Genomic DNA, 21,279 nt, shown 5'->3' with positions numbered 1-21,279 from the left:
AAGGGATGCACAGGAGTCTCTTAACGCTATTCGCGTTCCAATAAACCATTATCTCTGTTTTCTATTCACATCTGTGTAATTCAGACCCTGTAAGTTCTGATTTAAGAACAATATCAATGCTTATGTTCCGGAAATTTTATCTGATAAAGTCTCGGCCAGTATTTTCCTGTTACAAATATTCTGTCATTTGCGGGATCATAGGCAATCCCGTTGGCAACAGCATCGGGATCAAACGAGTTAACATCTTCCTGTAGATCCGTGAGATCAATCCACGCCTTCACTTTTCCCGTTACGGGATCGATCCTGGCTATCTGGGGCATCATCCATATATTCGCCCATATTTCTCCGTGGATATATTCCAGTTCATTCAGTCTTCTTACGGGCTTGCCAGCATAGGTCACACAAAGTCTTCCTGTGACATGAAGCGTGACAGGATCAAGACGCCTCAGACAGGATGAACCATCAGACATGATCAGGGTATGATCGTCACGGGTCAGGCCCCAGCCTTCCCCCTCATAGGAAAAATCGCCCTGCCTGACCAAACCGGGGAAACTCCATATGAAACCCTTGCCGCCCCGCCATGTCAGACTGATCAACCTGTCCTGCCAGGACACTATTCCCTCGCCAAAATAGCCTTCAGGCAGAAGGCTTTCCGCCACGACCTTCCCTGTTTCGACTCTGAGCTTGCGAATGACCGACTGTCCGACGCGCCCTGTACTCTCGAACAAAAAGCCATTCTGAAAAAACAACCCCTCCGTGAAAGAGGTTGGATCATGCGGAAATACCGCCAGAACCTCTGCATGATCTATTGGCACAGGCTCTTCTGCTGAACGCGATTGTGCGGACAGGACATTCGGGAGGAAAACAGATAATGCCAGAGACAGAAACAGCGTGCGAAGCCGGTAACGAAGAAAAACCATGGGTGGACATTTCGTATGATGCAGCCAGGCACTGGCTATAGACGCATCCCGCGCTCTTATACAAACACCGCCGGTATCAGACCCGGGATGATTACAGATCCTAGATTATCGAATATCCCGCAAAAACAGAAAGCAACTACCCTGTTGCACTTTCATCAGGCCGACATCCATAAATACCGACAAACGCCTTTGCAATCTTACCAGCAACAAACTGGATCTGCCTGTCACTGATATCGACAGGCAGCTCAAAACGCTTGCGTTGTACAAGACGCGTCTGACAAAGCGCCATGAACTGTTCGGCAGCAAAAACCGGATCATCCGTCTGGATCGCTCCGCGCTCAATCCAGAACTCGATCCACTGCGTCATCGTACTCAGGGTTCTGCCAAAACCATGACGCCAGAATGTATCCGCCAGATCTGGAAAATGCGGTGCTTCGGAAACAATGATCCGGTAAAGTCGCAGCGGACCAGGCTGCAACAGAACACGAATGAATCTTTCTGCCAGCTGCGAAAAGGCCTCGACACAGGTGATGGCTGTCAGATCGCTCTGACAGATTGCCGGGGCCAGCCTGCTCCGGCTCAGATCCTCGATAACCGCGCCAAATAGAGCTGCCTTGTTTTCGAAATGATTATAGAGAGTACCTTTGGAAACCCTGGCACGGCAGGCGATCTGGGACATTGATGCCCCTTCATAGCCTGATTCCAGAAATACAGCTTCTGCACCGTCCAGGATCTGGCGTCTTTTGGCATTGCACGAGATGCTCTCTTCCTGACGATCTTCTGTCATCGGCAGAGAATTTTCTTCTTTTTCGTTCAATCCGCCCACCCGTTTACTACCCTGATACATGCCTCCGATCCGACAGGCCGGAAAATTGCCATTTGGTTCCCGACAAGGGAAAGCCCGAAACTGACCGAACGGGTCGATCAGCGCAAGGGAAAACAGCCGGAAAGGGTACCGTTGCTGGCGTCCTGCAATAAGAATGACTTCAATGTGTCCATGAGAGGTCTAGGCATGGCGAAGTCTGATAGCGATAAATTAGCTGTGACTACCCGCTATCAGAAACATGAGATGATTATGACCCCTACAAGCCCGAATGCGTCGCGCCCCAGCCGAGCCTTACCCCCGGGAGTTGTCACAGGTGATGACTATCTTGCCCTGATCAATGCCTGCAAGGAGGGCGGGTATGCCTTGCCCGCCATCAATGTTGTCGGTACCGATAGCGTGAATGCGGTTCTCGAAGCCGCCGCCAGGAACAAATCGGATGTCATCATTCAGTGCTCCAACGGCGGCGCCCGTTTCTATGCGGGCGAGGGGCTGGCCGACCAGCACAGAGCCGCGTTCTTGGTGCCGCAGCCATGGCGCACCACGTGCATCTTCTGGCGAAGGAATATGGTATCTGCGTCATCCTTCATACCGATCATGCCGATCGCAAGCTCATTCCCTGGGTCGAAGGACTGCTTGATCTGAGCGAGGCAGAGGTCGCTGCCGGTCGACCGCCACTTTTTTCCTCGCATATGCTCGATCTCTCGGCCGAGCCTCTTGAAGACAACCTGGCAGAATGCGCACGGCTTCTGCCGCGCATGGCCAGCCTCGGTATCAGTCTCGAAATCGAACTCGGTGTCACTGGCGGCGAGGAAGATGGCATTGGTCATGATCTGGAAGACCATGAAGACAATGCCCATCTCTACACCCAGCCCGAGGACGTTCTCGTTGCCTGGAACCGCCTGTCCCCCCTTGGTCATGTGACGATCGCAGCTTCTTTCGGCAATGTGCATGGTGTGTACAAACCAGGCAATGTGCAGCTTCGTCCGGAAATCCTGCTTCATTCGCAGGAACATGTTGCCGAAAAGACCGGTCATGGCCCCAAGCCGCTCGCCCTCGTCTTTCACGGCGGCTCAGGCTCGGAAAAAGACAAGATCACGGCCGCGGTATCCTATGGTGTTTTCAAGATGAACATCGATACAGATGTACAATTCGCCTTTGCCAACGGGATTGGCCAATACGTGCTCGAAAACCCCAAGGCTTTCCTGCACCAGATCGACCCCGAAACCGATGTCCCCTACAAAAAGATCTACGACCCACGCAAATGGCTGCGCGTCGGTGAAAAAAGCATTGTGGATCGCCTTGAAGAAGCCTTTGCAGATCTGGGCTCCCGAGGCAGATCGATTGCCATGAAAGGCTGAGGAACGTGTCCTGCGAGATCGTCAGCAGCTTCACCGTCGTTCCCAGCCAGATCGAGACGTTCGAGTCGACCTATGGACCAGAAGGTCCATGGGCTCGGCTTTTCCGTCACGTCCCCTCCTACAAGGGGACAAAACTTATCGCCGACGTCATGCAGGTGGGGCGTTACATGGCAATCGACGAATGGAGCTCCTACGAAGCCTATCTCGAATTCAGGACAGAACACCCCCAGGCCCTTGCCGCACTGGACGAGGCCTGTGCTCCCCTTATTGTCAGTGTCGAGTTTTTCGGTGCTTTCCGCATCGTCCGCAGCTGATATGCCGCAGCCGGTATTTGATGAAAATACGATGACCGGATGCAAAAACTTCTTGCATCCGGGGGGTATGACCTTTAATTGCGCGGCCTTGGCCCAAGGGGGCATGTTGCCCAACAGGCTGTCTACTGGTTTAGAGGTACGTGATGAACGCACTTGCTCAACTGGGGATGGTATCGGAACTCCCGAGAGATAACCAGACTGTCGCATCGAACACATCTCATGAAGAGGTGTGCAAGGATTATTTCATTGAGCGTGATGGTGAGCGCTTCGCCGGTCATCACCTGCTGATCGATTTCTGGGACGCCAAGAACCTGGACGATCCTGCATCGATTGACGCCACGCTTTGCGAAGCCGCGGTTACCGCAGGGGCAACAATCCTGCACAGCCACTTCCATCACTTCACGCCCAATGGTGGCGTGTCAGGTGTGATTGTTCTGGCTGAAAGCCATATCTCGATCCACACTTGGCCCGAGCGCAATTTTGCCGCTGTTGACGTGTTCATGTGCGGTGCCTGTGACCCGAATCTGACGATCCCGGTCATGCAGCGCCTGTTCCAGGCTGGTCGCGTCGTCGCTGACGAAGTGCGTCGCGGTCGTGAGAAGATCAACAACGCAGCCTGACTGATGTCAGGCTCTGCGTGAAATGCAGACAAGGCCGGGCCCGCAGCCCGGCCTTTTTTTCATGAGGGAGAGGCAGCGCAATGTCTGAATCTTGGATCAACGAAACCCTGTATCCCGACTGGGGCCAGCGCTTTCGCGTCACGCGCGAACTCGCACGCGTCAAGAGCGACTTTCAGGACATCGTGGTGTTCGAAAGCGAGTTCCATGGTCGCGTTCTCGTACTGGATGGCGTCATTCAGATCACCGAACGTGACGAATTCGTCTATCAGGAAATGCTGACGCATGTGCCCCTGCTGACGCATCCCGATGCCAGACGTGTGCTGATCATTGGTGCAGGAGACGGTGGTGTTCTGCGTCGCGTACTCCAGCACAAGACCGTCGAGAAGGCCGTCATGGTCGAAATCGACGGCGCCGTTATCGAACTCTCCAAGCAGCATCTGCCGGACATTGCGGGCGACGCATGGAACGACCCGCGCGCCGACGTTATCGTCGGTGACGGCATTGATTACGTCGCCAAGGCCGAAGATGGCTCGTTCGATGTTATCATCGTCGACTCGACTGACCCGATCGGCGTGGGCGAGGTGCTGTTTACCGATGCTTCTACAAGGATTGCGCCCGCATCCTCTCGGCGCAGGGCCTCATCGTCAACCAGTGCGGCGTCCCCTTCATGCAGGCCGACGAACTGCGCGAAACCAGCGCCCGTCGTGCGACTTTCTTTCCGCATGTCTCGGCTTACGTCGCCGCCGTGCCGACCTATGTCGGTGGCTTCATGACACTGGGCGTTGCGGCCAAGGGTGTGAATCCGACAAAGCAGAGCATCGAGGACGTGCGTGCACGCGCCGAAGCTGCTGGCATTCTCGGCACAACCCGCTACTGGACGCCGGAAATCCACGTTGCGCGTTCAACCTGCCCCCTTACATCGCCGAAAACCTGCCAAAGCAGGAAGGCTGAGAAAACTCTTCAGGCTCTGCCCTGAATTCCCAGAGGGGCTTGCCCCTTTGATCCCCCGCTGTGAAATCAATCAGGTTTCCAAAGGACAATCGTCCTTTGGCGGGGTGCGGGGCAGAGCCCCGCTTTGCTCAATAGCCTGAACCGCTCAACAGCCGGATGACGATTGTCTTCCATTCGTCCATCACTGGTTCATGACCCATGGCGTGACCAGCGCGACGATACCAGTATCGTGCGTTGTCGAGATCGTTTTCAACGCGATGCAACCAGGCATGAACCCAGTTGCATTCCGGATCCTGCTCATTCGACTGCACAATTTCATGCGCTGCGGGCCAGTCGGAGCGGCCACCCCACCACAGGGCGAGCAACGCCGGAGACAGGCCCTGGGGCGGAATACCGTCTTCCAGACTTTCCTTGAAAACGGACAGGGTCATGCTCATCGGACAGCCTCCCATTCGAACCGAACGCCGGTCATGTTCTCCGAAACCTGCCAGAGCTTTTCAGCAAGGGAAAGCCCCATAGCTGCCGGAGGACACAAAGCAGGTCCAGGAGAACCACGCCGCTCACCCGGACCCTGAGGGCCATAATATCCACCATCACGCGCGGAAGGGGACAGTGCGGCAAAAAGAAAAGACTCGGCGCCCGCGGTTACATTCTGTCCAAGCCGGTGGAACAACATATTCCCGAGGCGATCCTGAGTTAGGGCAAGGATACGACTGACAGGCGACTGCGCCTGATCCAGAGCCGCACTATTGGTAATAATGGCGCTGGTCGACCAGCCGGGATGAACAGCCCGCGCATGAAGCGGTACCCCTGCAGCCTTGGCACGGCGATCAAGCTCGAGACTGAAAAGAAGATTGGCAAGCTTGCTCTGACGGTAACGGGCAAACCTTTTGTAGCTTTCCGTCGCGTTGAGATCATCGAACGGAATCATGCCTTTCCAGGCAGCGAGCGAAGCGACAGTGACGATACGTGCCTCACCTGCAATCAAGGAAGGCAGAAGACGTCCGGTCAAAGCAAAATGCCCGAGATGATTGGTCCCGAACTGCAGTTCAAACCCGTCCTGTGTACTGCGGCGCTGTGGCGGCGCCATGACGCCGGCATTATTGATCAGAATATGCACCGCCTGACCGTTCAGACGCTCAGCAAAGCGTACGATAGAGGCAAGAGAGGCGAGATCGAGCCCTTCAAAGCGCAGTTTCGCACCAGGCACAGCCTCTTCGATCGCCATGAGCGCTTCGCGGCCTTTTTCTGCATTGCGTCCGGTCACGATCACTTCGGCGCCACAGCGTGCAAGTCCTGTCGCTGTTGCCAGACCCAGGCCTCCTGTCGCCCCTGTGACAATAGCTGTCTGCCCCCGGCAGGAAGGATAGGTCGTGATACTCATGCTGATCTCTTTTCTGCGGGAGCTTCAGCCTCGGCCTCTCTCATGGCCTCATCGGTAAGACGCTTCTCGTTCTTCTTGAGAAAATAAAGACTGACACCAAGGAACAAGACGACCAGAGAGCCGATGCCGATGGCAAGTGGCCCAGAAAGTCTGAGGATTTCCTTGCCAAGGAAATAGGTCGCAAGCGAATAACCACCCGCCCAGCAGACACCCCCTAATGCATTATGCCACAGAAACGACTTCCAGGGCATATGGTTGGCCCCGGCCAGAAGTGCCACAAAGACACGAAGAATCGCCAGAAAGCGCCCGATGAAGACAACCGTTCCGCCATGCTTCCTGAAGAGATAACGTCCAAGCAGGAGACGTTCCGGTGTCAGTCGAACCAGACCACCATGTTTCTGCAACAGCTTGAAACCAATTGAGCGCCCGATCAGATACCCGAAATTATCGCCCATGATCGCCCCGGTCACCGCAGCCACGGCTACCCAACGGATCTCAAGATGATGGGTGGTGGCCGCATAAAGTGCGGCACCAATGATTAGGCTTTCGGCCGGCAAAGGCAGCCCCATGCTCTCGAGCATGACCACAACACCGACAATGCCATAGCCATACTCTTTCAGCAGATGTTCCAGAAAATTCAGCAGGGCTCTTATCCTTGGCAGGCGGGGCAATTAAGAGTCCGACTTGATGCCTGAAAGCCGATCTCAGGAAAACTCGTCAGATGGTTTCAGTCCGATTATCCTGAATCCTATGACGAATCCATCTTCGATCCCTTCCGGTTCCTGGCCTTCATGGGTTGCTCCAGACCTCGTGGCAGGTCGTAGCGTCTCTCTTTCCGAGCTGCAGGCCGCAGGAGACAGTCTGTACTGGCTTGAAGGACGACCACAGGAAAAGGGACGCACGGCCCTTGTCAGCGTCAAACGCAACGAAGCCCCACAGGATTTATTGCCTGTCAGTCATGATGTGGGATCACGCGTGCATGAATATGGTGGGGGCGCCTATCGGGTATCGCCGACTCAGCGGGTGGTTTTCAGCGATCGCAGGACAGGGCATGTCTGGCTCAGGGAAACTGATGGTTCGCTTGTACCTCTCGCTTCGAGCGAAGGCTGCAGCTATGCCGAATTCTCTTTCGATTCGGTTGAACGCGGCGTGTTCTGTATCCGTGAAGATCAGCGCAGCCCGGGAGAAGCCAGAGCGGCCATCGTCTGGCTGGATCATCAGAGAGAAACGGTTCTGGTCCAGGGCGATGATTTTTACGCGGCGCCCCGACCGGCACCGGACGACAGACATCTCGTCTGGGTGGCATGGTCCCACCCTGACATGCCCTGGGATGCCACGAAACTCTCCATCGCCTCACTGACATGGCAGGAGGATATTCCTCATTGTGGGACGATCTCGGTAATCTGCGGTCATTCCATACGATGCAGCTCAGTCGATCCGGTCTGGGAAACAGCACAAACCCTTCTGGCAAGTTGTGATGAATCCGGTTTCTGGCGTCCTTACCGTTTTTCGGTTGAAGCAGAACAGAACGCCGTTTCGTTACCTGACCCCGGAGGCGAGACAGGATTCCCGCATTGGGTATTCGGTCAACGAAGCCTGAACCTTCTGCCTAACGGACGTCTGATGGCCCAGATCGTGACCGAAGGGGTCAGCAGTATCGCCGTTCTTGAAAGCGACACATGGGCCCGTCAACCCGAACTCGACGCAGCCCATCTTCCTGTCGCCTTCGGGGATGAACTCGCCTGGATTGATTCACCGCCCGATGCACCTCCTGCCGTCGTCATTGGTGACCGGCATAACAGGATCAGACAGGCTTTCACCTTCCCTCAGGATGTGAATGCGCGTGACTGCGCGGCACCCACAGCCTTGCCCTTTCCGACAGGCAAGGGCGAAACAGCCCATGCTCTTTATTATGCGCCCGTCAATCGCCACCACACTCTTGCCGACGGGGAACAGCCTCCACTTGTCGTAATGGCTCACGGCGGACCGACAGCGCGTGCCAGCTCGGCTTTTTCGTTTAAAGTGCAATGGTGGACCAGCCGGGGCTTCGCTGTACTCGATGTCAATTACCGGGGATCGACCGGTTTTGGCCGCGCCTATCGCAGGGCGCTGGAAGGACAATGGGGCGTTGTCGATGTACAGGACTGCATAGCTGCCGTGCGTCATGTTACTGCACAGGGGCTGGCCGATCCGAAACGCTGTGTCATTCGGGGGAGTAGTGCAGGAGGATTGACCGTCCTGATGGCACTGGCCTCATCCAGTGTTTTCGCCGCTGGCTGTTCGCTTTATGGTGTTACCGATCTTCGTGCACTTGCAGGAGATACGCACAAGTTCGAATCCCGCTATCTCGACCGTCTGATTGGCCCCTATCCCGAACAGGAAGACCTTTATCTGACCCGTTCGCCACTGAGCCATGTTGCGGAAATCACAGCGCCGGTGCTGTTCCTGCATGGCAATCTCGACAAGGTTGTTCCCCTCGCCCAGGCTCAGGCCATGTATGACGGAATGCTGGCTTTGGGCCGGCATTCAGAACTCCATGTCTATGACGGTGAGGGCCACGGTTTTCGCCAGGAGCACACGCTGAAAGACAGTTTCTCCCGAGAGCTGGCATTCTATCTGAAGGTCTTCGGGCAGATCTGACATATCAGACAGGGCATCAGTGAAGTGCCCCGTCTGATGTATCTTGTATCAGGGAGTGGATAATGCCGTATTGAGCAAGGCAGCCAGTCTTACACCCGCCTGTTGCAGGCGTGTCTCGATGACTGGCAAGGTCGTAGCGGTATAAGCCTCGCCCAGATCCTTCTTCCTGCCTTCGGGGAGTGCCCCATAGGCGACGCCACGCGCCAGTGCGTGGCTTTCATCTGTCCATTTCACAACCGAATCATGCACTGTTCCGATAGAAAGATCGTCGGTCCAGAACGCAGCCTGACCGGGTGTGATCCCGGCATTGAGACGATCAGCTTCTTCACGTGCCCTGGCGAAATCGATGGAATAATGAGGGCCCACCACAAGATGACGCTCATGGTTCATGATACCTTCGTCCCAGAGCGAATGCAGATTCTCATGTCCGTTTCGGTCCTGACCGAAATAAGAGACTTTCACCTTGTTGCCGCCCAGATCATGATCACGCTCTGCCGCATGAAGCGGCTGATGCAGATCACCAGCCAGATGCACGATCCATTTCAGCGCTACCAGCCGATCAGCAGGCGCAGCCTTCGGATCAGCAAGGACTTTTTCCATCTCCGGCAGTTTTTCAGTGACGCAAAGGTCGTTACCGCAATCCCGCATCTTCTCATAGGTCGAGAATTTTGTATCGGTATCAACATAATGCCAGGGGAGGGTCTGAGGCAGCCCCCCCTTATCACTGGAACATGACCGATCGTGTCGGGCCATGAAGCGACCTGATCAAGGGTCTGGTGATTTTCCAGCGCCAGAAGGTGCGTCACCTCACCTGTTGCCTGTGGTGTCAGTCGGCTCTGCGCAATGTCGGCGACAATGGCATGACCATAAGGCCCCCAGGCCAGAGCACGTTCGGACAGGGAAGTAGCCAGTACAACTGTAAACACTGCCGAAACGGCATAGAGCGAACGTCGCATCATGAGACCTCTGGTGTGGATCGGGAACAAATGATGCAAACGTTCCACTACCAGACTGACGATGCAAGAGATGTTATGATGACAGCCCTGCCAGACCGTCAGGATCCGGGCTGCAACGCTACGGACCAGCCAGCCTGCCAGCTCTCACCCGGTTGAAGATGCAGCAAACCCGGCTTCTGTTCAAAGGGGCCGTCGAAACCAGTCGGACTGGCATAGCCTTGCCAAGGTTCGATACACAGAAAATCGGAGCCCGGTTTCATCCACAGGCCAAGCTGTTCAAAGCCATGCCATGAGAAAGCCAGCGCATCACCTTTTTCAGGATGGAAACGCAGGCTTCGACTGGCCGGATGCAGGAAAATCAATGCATCGTCCTTGAACAAACTGTCTTCAAGCTTCAGCCGCGTACCCTGAACAGGACTCGACCGCTCATCCTCGGCGATAAGCCTTCCGACAGAACTGCAAGAGAACCCGGTTCGGGCACCTCGAAATCAATAACGTAATCGGTCTTTCTGATGCCAGACTGGAGAGGCCACACAAAGGCAGGATGCGCACCGAGCGACGCATGAAGAATACCTGTCTTGTCGGGATTGGTCAGGCTGTAACGTACATGCAGCCCCTTGTCATTGAGGCTGTAGCTGAGCTTCAGGCTGAATGCGAAAGGGAAAAGTGCCCGACTGGTCGGATCGTCTTCAAGCACAAGCTCACATCCGGTCTCGCTGCGTTCCACCCAGCGAAAAAGACGATCACGGGCAAAACCGTGCTGGGTAAGCGTGTAATCCAGACCATCGATCAATGCATGATTATCGCGCAATCGTCCTATGATCGGAAAAAGAACCGGTGAATGACGGGGCCAGGCCCCTCCGTTCCAGACCAGCTCCCTGCCGGTATGATCACATAACGAACAAAGCTCGGCACCCAGAGCGGCGACGCGCGCCGTATATTGCCCGTTACTGAAAACATGACTCTCAGACGTCATTGACGCGCTCCCTTTACCACGGCTCTCTATCCGCATTCCGTGTCAGGAATGAATAAAGAAGTCCATCGACCTTCCCCAAAATACCGGCCAGATCAAGAGACTGTTTCGTGAGTACCGATTTCGTGTGTTCTGCTTCATAGATTCACAAATGAAGACCAGGGATTAAAAGACGTGTGATAACGACAACACAAAACGATATCGATACGGTTTTCAGACAGATCCGACTATCCGGCCAAAAACGAAGATGTTGCTCATATTTCCTGTGTTTCATTTTTAACACTCTGGAAATTTCTGTATACATTTTGCTACAAATATATTGAGATTAAGTCGCGTTTTCATTATGTGGGTTGAGAATTCTTCGCAACTTACTGGAGTGTCACGCCACATGCGTCCCCCCATGCGCAAATCCCTGACTCTGCTTCCGATGCTCACCGGGATCGTTCTTGGATCGGCACAAAGCCACGCAGCTACGGATAGCGCTGATCGTGAAAAAGATAAGAAGCCGCATCGTCAGCGCAAGGAAGACAAACGCGACAAGCACAAGGCTGATGAACAGATCACGGTCATGGGCAATGGTTTCAACACACTGAAAGACCCGATCGGCCTGTCGCGTCTGCCTCAGGACGCGCTGCACACGCCGCAACAGATCAATATTGTGCCACAAATGCTGATGAAACAGCAGAATGTGAAATCAGTGGATGAGGCCTTGCGCAACGTGCCTGGCGTTACCTCATCCATAGGCGAAGGCGCGGGCGGCATGAATGGTGACCAGTTTCTGATCCGTGGTTTCCAGGCCCAGAACGACATCTATCAGGACGGTCTGCGTGATTTTGGCGTTTACAGCGCGATGCCTTCAATCTTGAGACGATTTCGGTCATCAAGGGCCCATCATCCGAAGTTTTCGGCAATGGTACAACGGGTGGCGCTATCAATATGGTGACCAAGACCCCAACCCTGAACGATCATTACTCAGCCGAATTCAACGGTGGCTCGGGCTCATATTATCGCGGGGTTCTCGACGTCAACAAGAAGCTGGATGATCACACAGCGCTTCGCATTACCGGCATGGGCAATGAGAATAACATCGTTGGGCGTGATTTCCTGTATTCGCATCGCTGGGGCATTGCCCCCTCGATTGCGTTTGGTCTCGGCAGCCGCGCTACGCTTGTGTTGCAATATATGCACCAGCAGGAGAATTCGATCCCCGATTTCGGTGTACCCGTTGTAACCCCGCCAGGTACCAAAACCGGTGGTCCAATCACTGAATACGGCATTCGTCGCACCAATTTCTACGGCACGAACAACGACCAGAACGCCACCAACGATAATATGGAAACAGCACGCTTTTCCTACAAGCTGAACGACCATATTAAGTTTTTTGATGATCTGCGCGGCGGACAATTCTATCGTACTTTCGCCGCGTCAAAAGCCACCTGCGACACCACCTGCACCAACAACTATTTTCTGGGTCATGCCAGTTCGGCACTCGTCGCACGTTCAGGACCCAGTGGAGCCGGTAAAGGAACAGGGCCGGGAACCTATATGGCTCCTCTTCCCTATCAGCAGACAAGCTGGTCGGTGCAGAATGTCGGCTCCATGGTCGCCGATTTTCACACGGGTTTCCTCAAGCATCAAATCGTGACGGGCTTTGATATTGAACGCGTCAACGACGTGCGCTCGCAATCGACCTATCTCAAGGCCAAACCTTATGCCTCACTGGTCAATCCAGACCCTTCTGTCGGCAATCTGCTTCTGGTACCGGGCGATCTGAACCCCGGCGGTCTGGTTTCTCTCGGCGCGCTGGGTGCCAAATCCCATTCCAACGGCTATGGGTTCGATACAGGTCTGTTCTTTTATGATCAGATCTGGCTGACAAACTGGCTATCCGTGAAAGGCGGATTCCGCTGGGATCGCTGGCAGACCAGCTATAATCTGACAGGTGGCAACGTTAAGACAAACCCCGATATTCACTACCATCAGGTCAGCAGCGTTTTTAACCCCAATGTCAGCCTCGTTGGCACGCCTGACGAACATCAGACCTATTATTTCACCTGGGCAACCTCAACCACACCGAGCGGTATGTATGTGACCAATGGTTCCGTACCGATCCGCCCTGGTACCAACTCCTTCGCCAGTCCTGAAAAGGCCACACTTTATGAAGTCGGCGCAAAATACAGCGCCTTTCATGATCGCATGGGCTTTACGGCCTCGCTCTTCCGGCTGGAAAAAAACAACGCCATCAACGCCGACCCGGTTACGGGACAGGTTCTGGGTTCAAGCGACAAGCAGCGCAACCAGGGCCTTGAACTCTCGGTTGGCGGCATGATCATGCGCGGCTGGAATATCTCCGCGACCTATGCCCTTTATGACAGTGATACTCTGAATTCCGATACGGCAGCGGCTATAGGCAAGCAGGTACAGTACGTACCGCATAATCAGGCTACGCTCTGGTCAGTTTACGAGGCTTTCCCCAACAAGCTTTATAATATCTCTTTCGGTGGCGGCATGACCTGGCGTCAGCATGTCTGGCTGAACACCACCAACACGCTGCGTGTTCCCGCCAATCTCGATTTCGATGCTGTCATCTCGCATCGCCTGGGTAAACACTGGAAGATGTCGCTCAACGGCTACAATCTGGCGAACCGTCTGAATTATCAAAGCCTGTTTTCGAACCGGGCCACACCTTCGACCGGCCGTACTTTTCTTGGTCAGATCAGCCTGAACTACTGAGTGGGCAAGAGCCGATTCTCGATCGGCTCTTCCTTTCCGCGCCCGGTGGTCCGCAAGGCCTGAAAACCGCTCGGTTTCTCAGTTAGAGTTGCCGCCATAACGGACCATCGTTTCATGAAGACAGGGCTTCAGATAGGGACCTGCAGCGTCAACCCTGAGCGCCAAAAGAGCAATCCCTCCGGGACGGGTTCTTGGCAGTGACAAAAATGCCTTACCATTCGTCCAGCGTCGACCATGAGGCTCGGGATCGTGCCATCCATCCAGTGCCTCTGCCTGAAACCTGTCAGACAGATCAATGGTCTCCCAGCTATCGAAAAGCGTGATAGCACCAATAAGTACACCAAGATGACGTCTGTCATCGACATAAGGAGCGATAGCATCACTCGGTCGACTCACATTGGAGACTATCCGCACTTCACTGGTAATTTCAGGCAAAACGAAAACAAATTGCCCGTTACCGGCACGACGCTGGCTGATCCACTCTCCCTGGTCCGTAACGATATGGATGTCTGGATCATTGGTTGTCTGCATCTCGTCACCTGATTGTGCCGATATTCCGGCTGCAACCCCGTATGTCAGCAATTGTCGGAAAATAGGCTCGACAAATTCACGGTCGGTTCTCAAAGGTGCCGCTGCGGCTTTTTCCCAGGTCAGCACTCTGCTGCCCAGCACATGCACAGTGCCTGTCTGTCGAAAAGACTGTCGGTTACCTGTATCAAGATAGCTTTCACTCCATACACCGTCAGCCGAAATAATGGAGTGTTTTTCGGTCTCCAGATGATAGTATTTATAGGACAATACTGTCTTGTCATAGTAGATAGTCATTCCATTCACGAGCATGCGTACAGGTACAAAAGCTCCTTCCAGAAACAGTGAATGCTCTGACGTAAGCAGAAGATCCTTGTCTGGCAGGTTTTCGCCAAGAGCGCCCTGTATGACCCTGACAGGAAAGCCTGATAGATCACTTGGCAGATCCGGACGAATAATTGCTTCGGCTGTTCCTGCCCAGATCACTTCCCGGTATTCAACGGTATCACCAACACGCGCAACGACCCTGTCTCCGATCCCGATTGTCTCAACCGCCATGGCGCCTCTGTCAGTTGCTATCATCGTGCCCGCAAGGAAACAGGGAGCAGCATTCGTTGTTTTGACCGTGCCACCGGAAGCAAGAAGCTGGCCACCACTTTGAATCAGGGTTGGATCACTGATCGACGCCCCTGACGAAACACGAACCACAAAGCTGCCCGCCTGCGCTGATCCGATGTAAGGTGAAACAACATTCGCGCCGCTATAGACATAAACATCGGAAGCGCGATCCGCGCCATTTCCACTGTTTACATAGGTGTCGTTGATCGACTGGGCACCTGAAGAAAGATAAACAACATTCGAGTTCAGGACATTGGCTGAGAGCGTGGCCCCCCCCATTGCCGAGACATAGCCATTGAGAAGAAGAGAGTTCTCTAACGTGCCTCCACTCATGACCGAGACTGTCGCCACACTTCCGCTTATCGTAGCTCCTGAAACAACAGCACCGCTGGAGACAGTCAGGGTAGAAATAGCTGAGAATGTAACCGCTCCGGTCGCAGAAACCGTGCCACTGACATAATAGGTAACCTTGTCGATAAGGACGGCTGACCAGTTGCCGCCGCGCAGGACCACCGAACTCTGGGCAGGAAGCACAACATTGGCACTGCCACTGCCATAGCTGGTGGCCATCGATACAACACTGCCCGATCCGGCATTTATGTTTGTCGCGGTAGCACCCGATGAAACATAAACGCCAGCGCCCGATCCAAGGGTAAGGTTTGAGACCGAAGCTCCTGAAGAGATGAACGCACTGAGACCGGACTGGTAACCATCGGTCATCGTCGCACCGATCAGCGCCGCGCCTGAACTGACATAGACAAAGGCATTTGTATCAGCAGATGCGCCGCTATTGACGAACACGTCATTGACAGAGCTGGCACCTGCCGAAAGCGTGACTTCATCCGAGTTCAGTGTGTTACCCGAGATCACACCGCCACTAGCCACACGCAGATAGCCATTAAGCTCGAAAGAGGAGATCATGGCCCCCCCGCCGAGTACGGAGACAGTCGGAATGCCGCCCGTAAGGGTCGCTCCAGAGACCACAGCACCACTCAGAACCGTAAGCGTACCGATATTGGACAGGGTAACAGCCCCTGTGGCAGAAACTGAACCACTCACATACCAGGTCGTGCCGGCCTTGCTGCTCGCAGTCCAGTTGCCTCCGCTGAGCACGGTCGTGGATGTCGTTGCCATATCGCCCCCTGACCCGATCGATGTCAGCCAGAGATATAAAGAAAATTCATGGCGCAGGTTGAATGGCAGGCGAATACACGAGTGGTAACGAAAAATGCTCTGTCTATTTCGTTAATAGGCGCTAATCTGAAACATAACCGATATTTCAAATATATCGTCATGCTCGTGCCTGGGACCATTTCTGCAGAACATGAAAAGCCGGGCGCGCGAGCAGCAATTCGGCTATTCTTGATAGGCCCGGATCCAGATTATGCGCTAAAAGATCCGTAAAAACGGTTTTCAAGTTTCAGGAAGATTCATCATGGCGCAGGCCCTTCTCTGCATTGCGGCTCTTTATCGTTTTACACCATTTGCCGATCCGGCCTCACTCCGCGGTCCACTTCTCGACGCCTGTCTGAGCCACAACATCAAGGGTACGCTGCTTCTGGCCCGTGAGGGGATCAATGGCACCATTGCAGGCACCCCGGAGGCTATTGATACCATTCTGGCCTATATTCGTACCTTGCCCGGTTGCGACGCGCTGGAATGGAAGCTTTCCCATAACGATACGATGCCTTTCAACCGCATGAAAGTGCGCCTCAAGCGAGAGATTGTCACCATGGGACAGCCCGACATCGATCCGCTTGCCGGTGTGGGTCATTATGTGCCTGCGGCCGAATGGAATGCCCTGATCTCAGACCCTGATACGATCCTGATTGATACACGCAACGACTACGAAGTGGCTGTCGGCACATTCAAAGGCGCGATTGATCCGGATATCCGGAGTTTTCGCGAATTTCCCGACTGGTTTCGCGCCAAACGCGCTACGCTTGAGGCTGAAGGACGCAAGCCAAAAATCGCCATGTTCTGCACAGGGGGTATACGCTGCGAAAAATCCACGGCCTTTGCCTCTCTGAAGGCGCGGAAGACGTCTATCATCTCAAGGGCGGCATTCTGAAATATCTTGAAGACGTGCCGGAATCCGAAAGTCTGTGGGAAGGTGAATGCTTCGTGTTCGACCAGCGGGTCACTGTACGCCACGGTCTCGAACCCGGCGATTATGATTTATGCCATGGCTGCCGTCGCCCTGTCTCGGCGCAGGACAAGACTTCGGATCTTTACGTCGAGGGCGTACAATGTCCTGCCTGCGCTACCGAGCGGACCGACATTCAGCGTGCCCGTTATGCTGCACGGCAACATCAGGAAGATCTGGCACGCACACGTGGCACACACCATATAGGCAGCGAGTGAGTTTCTGATCGGACCTGGCCGGCTCAGGCCTTCTTCCTGATCTTTTCCACATCAGGACAGAAGGCAGGCTTTTGCAGGGCGCGGATCAGCGCCTCGGTCCCCCAAAGAACTATCTCCCTCAGGAAACCCTGACCATATGATCCGCTTTGCCTTCTTGCAGAGAGGAAAATGCCGGTCGTGACAGAACATACAGAAGAACCACTCATTCTGACGCTTGAACTCGCCCCCGACGAGCAGGCATGGGCGCAAGCGCAGCGGAACCTTTATTTTCCCCCACAACGCAATATCGTACCGGCACACATTACGCTGTTTCATACCCTGAGAGCCGAACATGAAGCTCTTGTTCTGGAGATCATGAACAAACCCCGTCCGGCGCCCCTGGTGCGGATCGAGGCGCCAGTACTGCTGGGGCATGGCGTGGCCTATCGTCTGTTCTGCCTGCTGGAGCCTTAATCCGCGAGGCTATCTGTGCCTCCCTTCCTGCAGACAGTCTGACCCGACAGGATCAGTCACGCTGGCGACCACATCTGACCGTGCAGAACAAGGTCTCTCCAGAACAGGCAAGAACCTTGCACGCTCAGCTTTCGGCAGAGCCTCCACGCGCTGCCAGTTTCGCGGCTGCCCTGAATCTATGGCGTTATCTCGGAGGGCCCTGGAAAAAAATAGCGCGTGTCGCATTCGCCCCTCCCGAGTCTGTCAGAGAAGACGAGCAAGCTTTAGGAATACCCAGGTCAGAATCATGGCAATGAAACAGACAATACCCGCTTCGATCGTGCCATATTGCCCACTCGCCAGATACATACCTCCCGTATTCATGCCAAAAAAACCGGTCACAAGCGTGGCAGGAAACATGAGGATGGTTGCTGCGGTCAGGATATAGAGACGCCTGTTCGTCTCTTCAGCCTGAGATGACCCGAGCTCATCCTGAAGCGAACGGGCACGGTCGAGAAGCGCAATCATGTCATCCAGCGCCGCGTGGACCTGACGTTCGGTCCGATCGCGCAACTCATCCTCAGCCATTCGGGTAATTCCAGATCCTCATCACGCAACACGCGATCAATAGGTGTTACAACACGGCGCAATTCGGTAGCACGGCGTCGCCCCTTACCCACAATACCACCCAGATGGCCCAGATCGGTACGACGCTCGATCAGAAGCAACGCATCTTCAGCACGATCCAGCTCGTCATCAAGCTTGCCGATCTGGCGGCGTACACTGCCAGTGAACTCACGCAGAGCACGGTCGATTACCCCGGCCGGGCTGCGGGGAATTGAATCGGCCCGCAATGTGCGAAAGGCAGCACCCAGCACCGGAATGGGGTTGCGTCGTGTGGTGATGAGTAAATCGGGACGCATAGCAAAGCGCCAGGCACAGATATCACGGTCTTCTTCCGAAACGGCATCATCGAAAGCAGGAAGCGCACCCCAGACAAGGCCAGGCAGAGCCTCAAGCATGACACCATATTCGGTTTCAGCCAGCATGGCGCTGACATCTTCCGGCAGGCAAGGCAGGGTCGCTACATGCTGGCGCGCCGAGCTGTGCACCGTATCGAAATGCAGCCAGGCCCAGCTTTCGGAAGGCTTGGGATAATTGGAAGGAGGTGTGCGATCGTTGAGCAGGCTTTCAATCTCATGCGGCTCAAGCGGCACAGGATCTTCACCCGGGCGTGCCCTGATGGCCCAGACCAGTCCGTTGGCGATCCCGTGAGGCAGAACGCCATTCGGCTTCATGTCCTGACCTGCGACGACTGAGAACGGCAGCTGCGAGCGTGTATTGGACATGCCATCCTCCATCATGAGGGATCGGAAACGCGGACGACGCGCTGCCCGCTCTGTCGCATGTGTGCCTGACTCAGGCAACCGGTTTCAAACCTTAATCTGCGTATGAGGAAACCGAAACGCTGCCGGTTTGTTACCAGTTCGTCTAACCGTCCTCCAAAAACAATAACCACACTGGACGTCCTTTCCCCGGTCTTCGACAGGAGTCTGTCATGAAACACGTATTCAAAGCCGCCCTGACCGTGTCTGTTCTGTTCGCTACGCCTCTGGCCGCACCTTCTGCGTTCGCACAGGCCACCACGGCGACAGATAGCGAGACAGCCCCCTCAGCCCAGAAAGCGGAAACTCTTAAGAACCAGTCCAGCCGGATCCATAATCCGACAGAACAGAACAAGACGTTCAAAAACCAGATGAACGAGCAACCTGATCCAAAAACGCCAAGTGCACCAGGTGGTACCGCCACGCCGACGGGTGAGACCTCAGAGAAAATGCCTATCTCGTCTCCGCAGCATGAACAGGCTTCAAAGCACAGACATCACCACAAGAGTGCAACCACTACAGACAAATCTGCCCAGCAGTAAAACATCTGACTGTTCCAACAGCAGCAACGCCCGCCCCTTCGGGAGCGGGCGTTTTTCATGCGTGCTGGTCGAAAGCGGGAACTCGCTCTATACACATGCCCCTCACCAGAGAAACAAGGGTTTCAGAATGACCGATTACAAGGTGCGCGACATCGCCCTGGCCGAATGGGGCCGCAAGGAAATCTCCATTGCCGAGGGCGAAATGCCCGGCCTGATGGCGCTCCGCGAGGAATACGGCGCCAGCCAGCCGCTCAAGGGCGCGCGCATTGCGGGCTGTCTGCACATGACGATCCAGACCGCCGTGCTGATCGAGACGCTGACGGCTCTTGGCGCGACCGTGCGCTGGTCGTCCTGCAACATCTTCTCGACCCAGGATCAGGCTGCTGCTGCCATCGCCGCGACCGGAGTGCCGGTTTTTGCCTGGAAGGGCCTGAGCGAGGAAGAGTTCTGGTGGTGCATCGAGCAGACCATCAAGGGTCCCGATGGCTGGACGCCGAACATGATCCTCGATGACGGCGGCGACCTGACCGTGCTGATGCACGACAAGTATCCCGAGATGCTGAACGACGTGCGCGGCCTGTCCGAAGAGACAACCACAGGCGTGCATCGCCTCTGGGAAATGGCCAAGAAAGGCACGCTGAAGGTTCCGGCCATCAACGTGAATGACAGCGTCACCAAGTCGAAATTCGACAACCTCTACGGTTGCCGCGAGAGCCTGGTGGACGCCATCCGCCGTGGCACCGACGTCATGATGGCGGGCAAGGTTGCTGTGGTTGCCGGTTACGGCGACGTGGGCAAGGGCTCGGCCGCCTCGCTGCGCAATGCCGGCTGCCGTGTGCTCGTGACCGAAGTCGACCCGATCTGCGCTCTTCAGGCCGCAATGGAAGGCTATGAGGTCGTGACGATGGAAGCCGCCGCACCACGTGGTGATATCTTCGTGACCTGCACGGGCAATGTCGACATCATCACCGTCGAGCATATGCGCGAGATGAAGCACCGCGCCATCGTGTGCAATATCGGCCATTTCGACAGCGAAATTCAGGTCGAGGCGCTGCGCAACTACAAATGGGACAACGTCAAGCCGCAGGTGGACGAGATCGAGTTCCCCGATGGCAAGCGCATCATCCTGCTATCTGAAGGCCGTCTCGTGAACCTTGGCAACGCACGGGTCACCCTTCCTTCGTGATGTCGGCGTCCTTCACCAATCAGACCCTGGCCCAGATCGAACTCTGGACGGCCAAGCCGGGCCAGTATGAGACCAAGGTCTATACCCTCCCGAAGAAGCTGGACGAGAAGGTGGCAGCGCTCCATCTCGCCAAGGTAGGCGCCGAGCTGAGCAAGATGAGCACCAGGCAGGCCGATTATATCGGCGTGCCGGTTGCCGGTCCATTCAAGCACGAAGAATACCGCTACTAAAATAATGATTGTGCGGTAATAAGTGCCGCGCGTCAGTGCTAGCAGTGCGCCCCGAATGAAGTTCTCATGCGCACTGCGACCGTAGAAAAGACATCAGTAAACAGAGTGTGAGAATCTTCTTATTTTGTCCACCTGACGATATACCAAATCTCATTTACGATGCTTAGGTGATATCATGGAAAGAGGAATTGAAGATTACCATAAAGACTATTCGAGTTTTTATAGAAATAGATTGGTAGTGCGATTAATCAAATCCCCTTAAGCAAGAGATCTATTTTCTACGAGATAGAAATTTACATCTTATCTCTATAAATAATAT

17 protein-coding genes and 6 pseudogenes are annotated in these 21,279 nt (G+C 54.8%); 12 read left to right on the top strand and 11 right to left on the bottom strand.

Annotation, left to right across the window (positions count from 1 at the left end):
• Positions 1–113: 113 nt before the first annotated feature.
• Together JCM25354_RS12010 and JCM25354_RS12005 are read right to left on the bottom strand one after the other, a co-directional pair.
• Positions 114–920 carry a glutaminyl-peptide cyclotransferase gene (locus tag JCM25354_RS12010; RefSeq protein WP_148301507.1) on the bottom strand — a complete coding sequence of 269 codons (807 nt, stop codon included), beginning with the start codon at positions 918–920 and terminating at the stop codon, positions 114–116.
• Positions 921–1,056: 136 nt separating this feature from the next.
• A complete protein-coding gene (locus JCM25354_RS12005; RefSeq protein WP_025886190.1) occupies positions 1,057–1,707 on the bottom strand; it encodes a TetR/AcrR family transcriptional regulator in 651 nt (216 codons plus the stop codon).
• Positions 1,708–1,995: 288 nt separating this feature from the next.
• On the opposite strand from JCM25354_RS12005, the pseudogene fbaA reads away from it, so the two are divergent.
• From fbaA to speE, 4 genes and pseudogenes are all read left to right on the top strand, one after another.
• Positions 1,996–3,104, top strand: a pseudogene (gene fbaA, locus JCM25354_RS18675) (class II fructose-bisphosphate aldolase).
• Positions 3,105–3,109: 5 nt separating this feature from the next.
• Positions 3,110–3,418, top strand: coding sequence for a hypothetical protein (locus JCM25354_RS11995; RefSeq protein WP_025886189.1), 309 nt, complete (start codon positions 3,110–3,112; stop codon positions 3,416–3,418).
• Positions 3,419–3,561: 143 nt separating this feature from the next.
• Positions 3,562–4,038 carry an adenosylmethionine decarboxylase gene (gene speD / locus JCM25354_RS11990; protein ID WP_025886188.1) on the top strand — a complete coding sequence of 159 codons (477 nt, stop codon included), beginning with the start codon at positions 3,562–3,564 and terminating at the stop codon, positions 4,036–4,038.
• An 80-nt stretch (positions 4,039–4,118) separates the two neighbouring features.
• Positions 4,119–4,989: pseudogene (gene speE, locus JCM25354_RS18670) on the top strand (polyamine aminopropyltransferase).
• 128 nt (positions 4,990–5,117) lie between these two features.
• Here speE and JCM25354_RS11980 read toward each other — a convergent pair.
• Genes JCM25354_RS11980 through JCM25354_RS11970 form a run of 3 tightly spaced genes read right to left on the bottom strand, consistent with a single transcriptional unit; the run spans position 5,118 to position 6,954 of the window.
• Positions 5,118–5,426, bottom strand: coding sequence for a hypothetical protein (locus JCM25354_RS11980; RefSeq protein ID WP_199899955.1), 309 nt, complete (start codon positions 5,424–5,426; stop codon positions 5,118–5,120).
• A complete protein-coding gene (locus JCM25354_RS11975; protein ID WP_025886186.1) occupies positions 5,423–6,373 on the bottom strand; it encodes an SDR family oxidoreductase in 951 nt (316 codons plus the stop codon). Before JCM25354_RS11975 ends, JCM25354_RS11980 begins: the two co-directional genes overlap by 4 nt.
• Positions 6,370–6,954 (bottom strand): DedA family protein, encoded by a 585-nt coding sequence (locus tag JCM25354_RS11970; protein ID WP_051537402.1) that lies wholly within the window; start codon positions 6,952–6,954, stop codon positions 6,370–6,372. Before JCM25354_RS11970 ends, JCM25354_RS11975 begins: the two co-directional genes overlap by 4 nt.
• A gap of 229 nt (positions 6,955–7,183) precedes the next feature.
• On the opposite strand from JCM25354_RS11970, the gene JCM25354_RS11965 reads away from it, so the two are divergent.
• Positions 7,184–9,013 carry an alpha/beta hydrolase family protein gene (locus JCM25354_RS11965; protein WP_369345779.1) on the top strand — a complete coding sequence of 610 codons (1,830 nt, stop codon included), beginning with the start codon at positions 7,184–7,186 and terminating at the stop codon, positions 9,011–9,013.
• A 48-nt stretch (positions 9,014–9,061) separates the two neighbouring features.
• Here JCM25354_RS11965 and JCM25354_RS18665 read toward each other — a convergent pair whose 3' ends face one another.
• The 4 genes and pseudogenes from JCM25354_RS18665 to JCM25354_RS18660 form a co-directional block, all read right to left on the bottom strand.
• A complete protein-coding gene (locus tag JCM25354_RS18665; RefSeq protein ID WP_279379578.1) occupies positions 9,062–9,766 on the bottom strand; it encodes a S1/P1 nuclease in 705 nt (234 codons plus the stop codon).
• A 38-nt stretch (positions 9,767–9,804) separates the two neighbouring features.
• A pseudogene (locus tag JCM25354_RS23110) lies at positions 9,805–9,969 on the bottom strand (S1/P1 nuclease); the annotation flags it as partial.
• 98 nt (positions 9,970–10,067) lie between these two features.
• A complete protein-coding gene (locus JCM25354_RS23520; protein WP_369345778.1) occupies positions 10,068–10,349 on the bottom strand; it encodes an aldose epimerase family protein in 282 nt (93 codons plus the stop codon).
• Positions 10,350–10,363: 14 nt separating this feature from the next.
• On the bottom strand, positions 10,364–10,945 hold the full coding sequence (locus JCM25354_RS18660) for an aldose epimerase family protein (RefSeq protein ID WP_369345777.1): 582 nt from the start codon (positions 10,943–10,945) through the stop codon (positions 10,364–10,366).
• A 385-nt stretch (positions 10,946–11,330) separates the two neighbouring features.
• Between JCM25354_RS18660 and JCM25354_RS22675 the strand changes: the two genes are divergently transcribed.
• Together JCM25354_RS22675 and JCM25354_RS18655 are read left to right on the top strand one after the other, a co-directional pair.
• Entirely contained in the window at positions 11,331–11,885 is a 555-nt protein-coding gene (locus JCM25354_RS22675; RefSeq protein ID WP_243444054.1) for a TonB-dependent receptor plug domain-containing protein, read from the top strand.
• Positions 11,879–13,675, top strand: coding sequence for a TonB-dependent receptor (locus JCM25354_RS18655; protein ID WP_243444053.1), 1,797 nt, complete (start codon positions 11,879–11,881; stop codon positions 13,673–13,675). Before JCM25354_RS22675 ends, JCM25354_RS18655 begins: the two co-directional genes overlap by 7 nt.
• Before the next feature lie 78 nt (positions 13,676–13,753).
• Here JCM25354_RS18655 and JCM25354_RS11945 read toward each other — a convergent pair whose 3' ends face one another.
• Positions 13,754–15,955, bottom strand: a complete 2,202-nt coding sequence (locus JCM25354_RS11945) for a Hint domain-containing protein (protein WP_025886183.1) — start codon at positions 15,953–15,955, stop codon at positions 13,754–13,756.
• 301 nt (positions 15,956–16,256) lie between these two features.
• Between JCM25354_RS11945 and trhO the strand changes: the two are divergent.
• From trhO to JCM25354_RS23515, 3 genes and pseudogenes are all read left to right on the top strand, one after another.
• Positions 16,257–17,185 (top strand): annotated as a pseudogene (trhO, locus tag JCM25354_RS18650) (oxygen-dependent tRNA uridine(34) hydroxylase TrhO).
• Positions 17,186–17,362: 177 nt separating this feature from the next.
• Positions 17,363–17,638: a hypothetical protein gene (locus JCM25354_RS20275; RefSeq protein ID WP_148301506.1), complete on the top strand. Its 276-nt coding sequence runs from the start codon at positions 17,363–17,365 to the stop codon at positions 17,636–17,638.
• Positions 17,620–17,934 (top strand): 2'-5' RNA ligase family protein, encoded by a 315-nt coding sequence (locus JCM25354_RS23515; RefSeq protein WP_369345785.1) that lies wholly within the window; start codon positions 17,620–17,622, stop codon positions 17,932–17,934. Before JCM25354_RS20275 ends, JCM25354_RS23515 begins: the two co-directional genes overlap by 19 nt.
• On the opposite strand, the pseudogene JCM25354_RS18640 reads toward JCM25354_RS23515, so the two are convergent.
• Positions 17,882–18,915: pseudogene (locus tag JCM25354_RS18640) on the bottom strand (CorA family divalent cation transporter). The gene JCM25354_RS23515 and the pseudogene JCM25354_RS18640 overlap by 53 nt on opposite strands.
• Before the next feature lie 260 nt (positions 18,916–19,175).
• Between JCM25354_RS18640 and JCM25354_RS11920 the strand changes: the two are divergent.
• Both JCM25354_RS11920 and ahcY read left to right on the top strand, forming a co-directional pair.
• Positions 19,176–19,544, top strand: a complete 369-nt coding sequence (locus JCM25354_RS11920; RefSeq protein ID WP_025886181.1) for a hypothetical protein — start codon at positions 19,176–19,178, stop codon at positions 19,542–19,544.
• 127 nt (positions 19,545–19,671) lie between these two features.
• A pseudogene (ahcY, locus tag JCM25354_RS18635) lies at positions 19,672–20,960 on the top strand (adenosylhomocysteinase).
• The last annotated feature ends 319 nt before the right edge of the window (positions 20,961–21,279 follow it).

It is taken from the genome of Asaia prunellae JCM 25354, from assembly GCF_000613885.1.
In the GTDB taxonomy this organism is placed as follows: domain Bacteria; phylum Pseudomonadota; class Alphaproteobacteria; order Acetobacterales; family Acetobacteraceae; genus Asaia; species Asaia prunellae.
The sequence above is the reverse complement of the archived record's forward strand: the minus strand, read 5'-3'. Positions and strand labels throughout refer to the sequence as shown.

Coding starts and splice junctions, on each gene's coding strand:
- JCM25354_RS12005 (WP_025886190.1), bottom strand. CDS start 1,707: ATGACAGAAGATCGTCAGGAAGAGAGCATCTCGTGCAATGCCAAAAGA.
- JCM25354_RS18665 (WP_279379578.1), bottom strand. CDS start 9,766: ATGGCCCGACACGATCGGTCATGTTCCAGTGATAAGGGGGGGCTGCCT.
- JCM25354_RS18660 (WP_369345777.1), bottom strand. CDS start 10,945: ATGACGTCTGAGAGTCATGTTTTCAGTAACGGGCAATATACGGCGCGC.
- JCM25354_RS11945 (WP_025886183.1), bottom strand. CDS start 15,955: ATGGCAACGACATCCACGACCGTGCTCAGCGGAGGCAACTGGACTGCG.
- JCM25354_RS11970 (WP_051537402.1), bottom strand. CDS start 6,954: ATGCTCGAGAGCATGGGGCTGCCTTTGCCGGCCGAAAGCCTAATCATT.
- JCM25354_RS22675 (WP_243444054.1), top strand. CDS start 11,331: ATGCGTCCCCCCATGCGCAAATCCCTGACTCTGCTTCCGATGCTCACC.
- JCM25354_RS11980 (WP_199899955.1), bottom strand. CDS start 5,426: ATGAGCATGACCCTGTCCGTTTTCAAGGAAAGTCTGGAAGACGGTATT.
- JCM25354_RS11920 (WP_025886181.1), top strand. CDS start 19,176: ATGAAACACGTATTCAAAGCCGCCCTGACCGTGTCTGTTCTGTTCGCT.
- speD (WP_025886188.1), top strand. CDS start 3,562: ATGAACGCACTTGCTCAACTGGGGATGGTATCGGAACTCCCGAGAGAT.
- JCM25354_RS11975 (WP_025886186.1), bottom strand. CDS start 6,373: ATGAGTATCACGACCTATCCTTCCTGCCGGGGGCAGACAGCTATTGTC.
- JCM25354_RS12010 (WP_148301507.1), bottom strand. CDS start 920: ATGGTTTTTCTTCGTTACCGGCTTCGCACGCTGTTTCTGTCTCTGGCA.
- JCM25354_RS18655 (WP_243444053.1), top strand. CDS start 11,879: ATGGTGACCAAGACCCCAACCCTGAACGATCATTACTCAGCCGAATTC.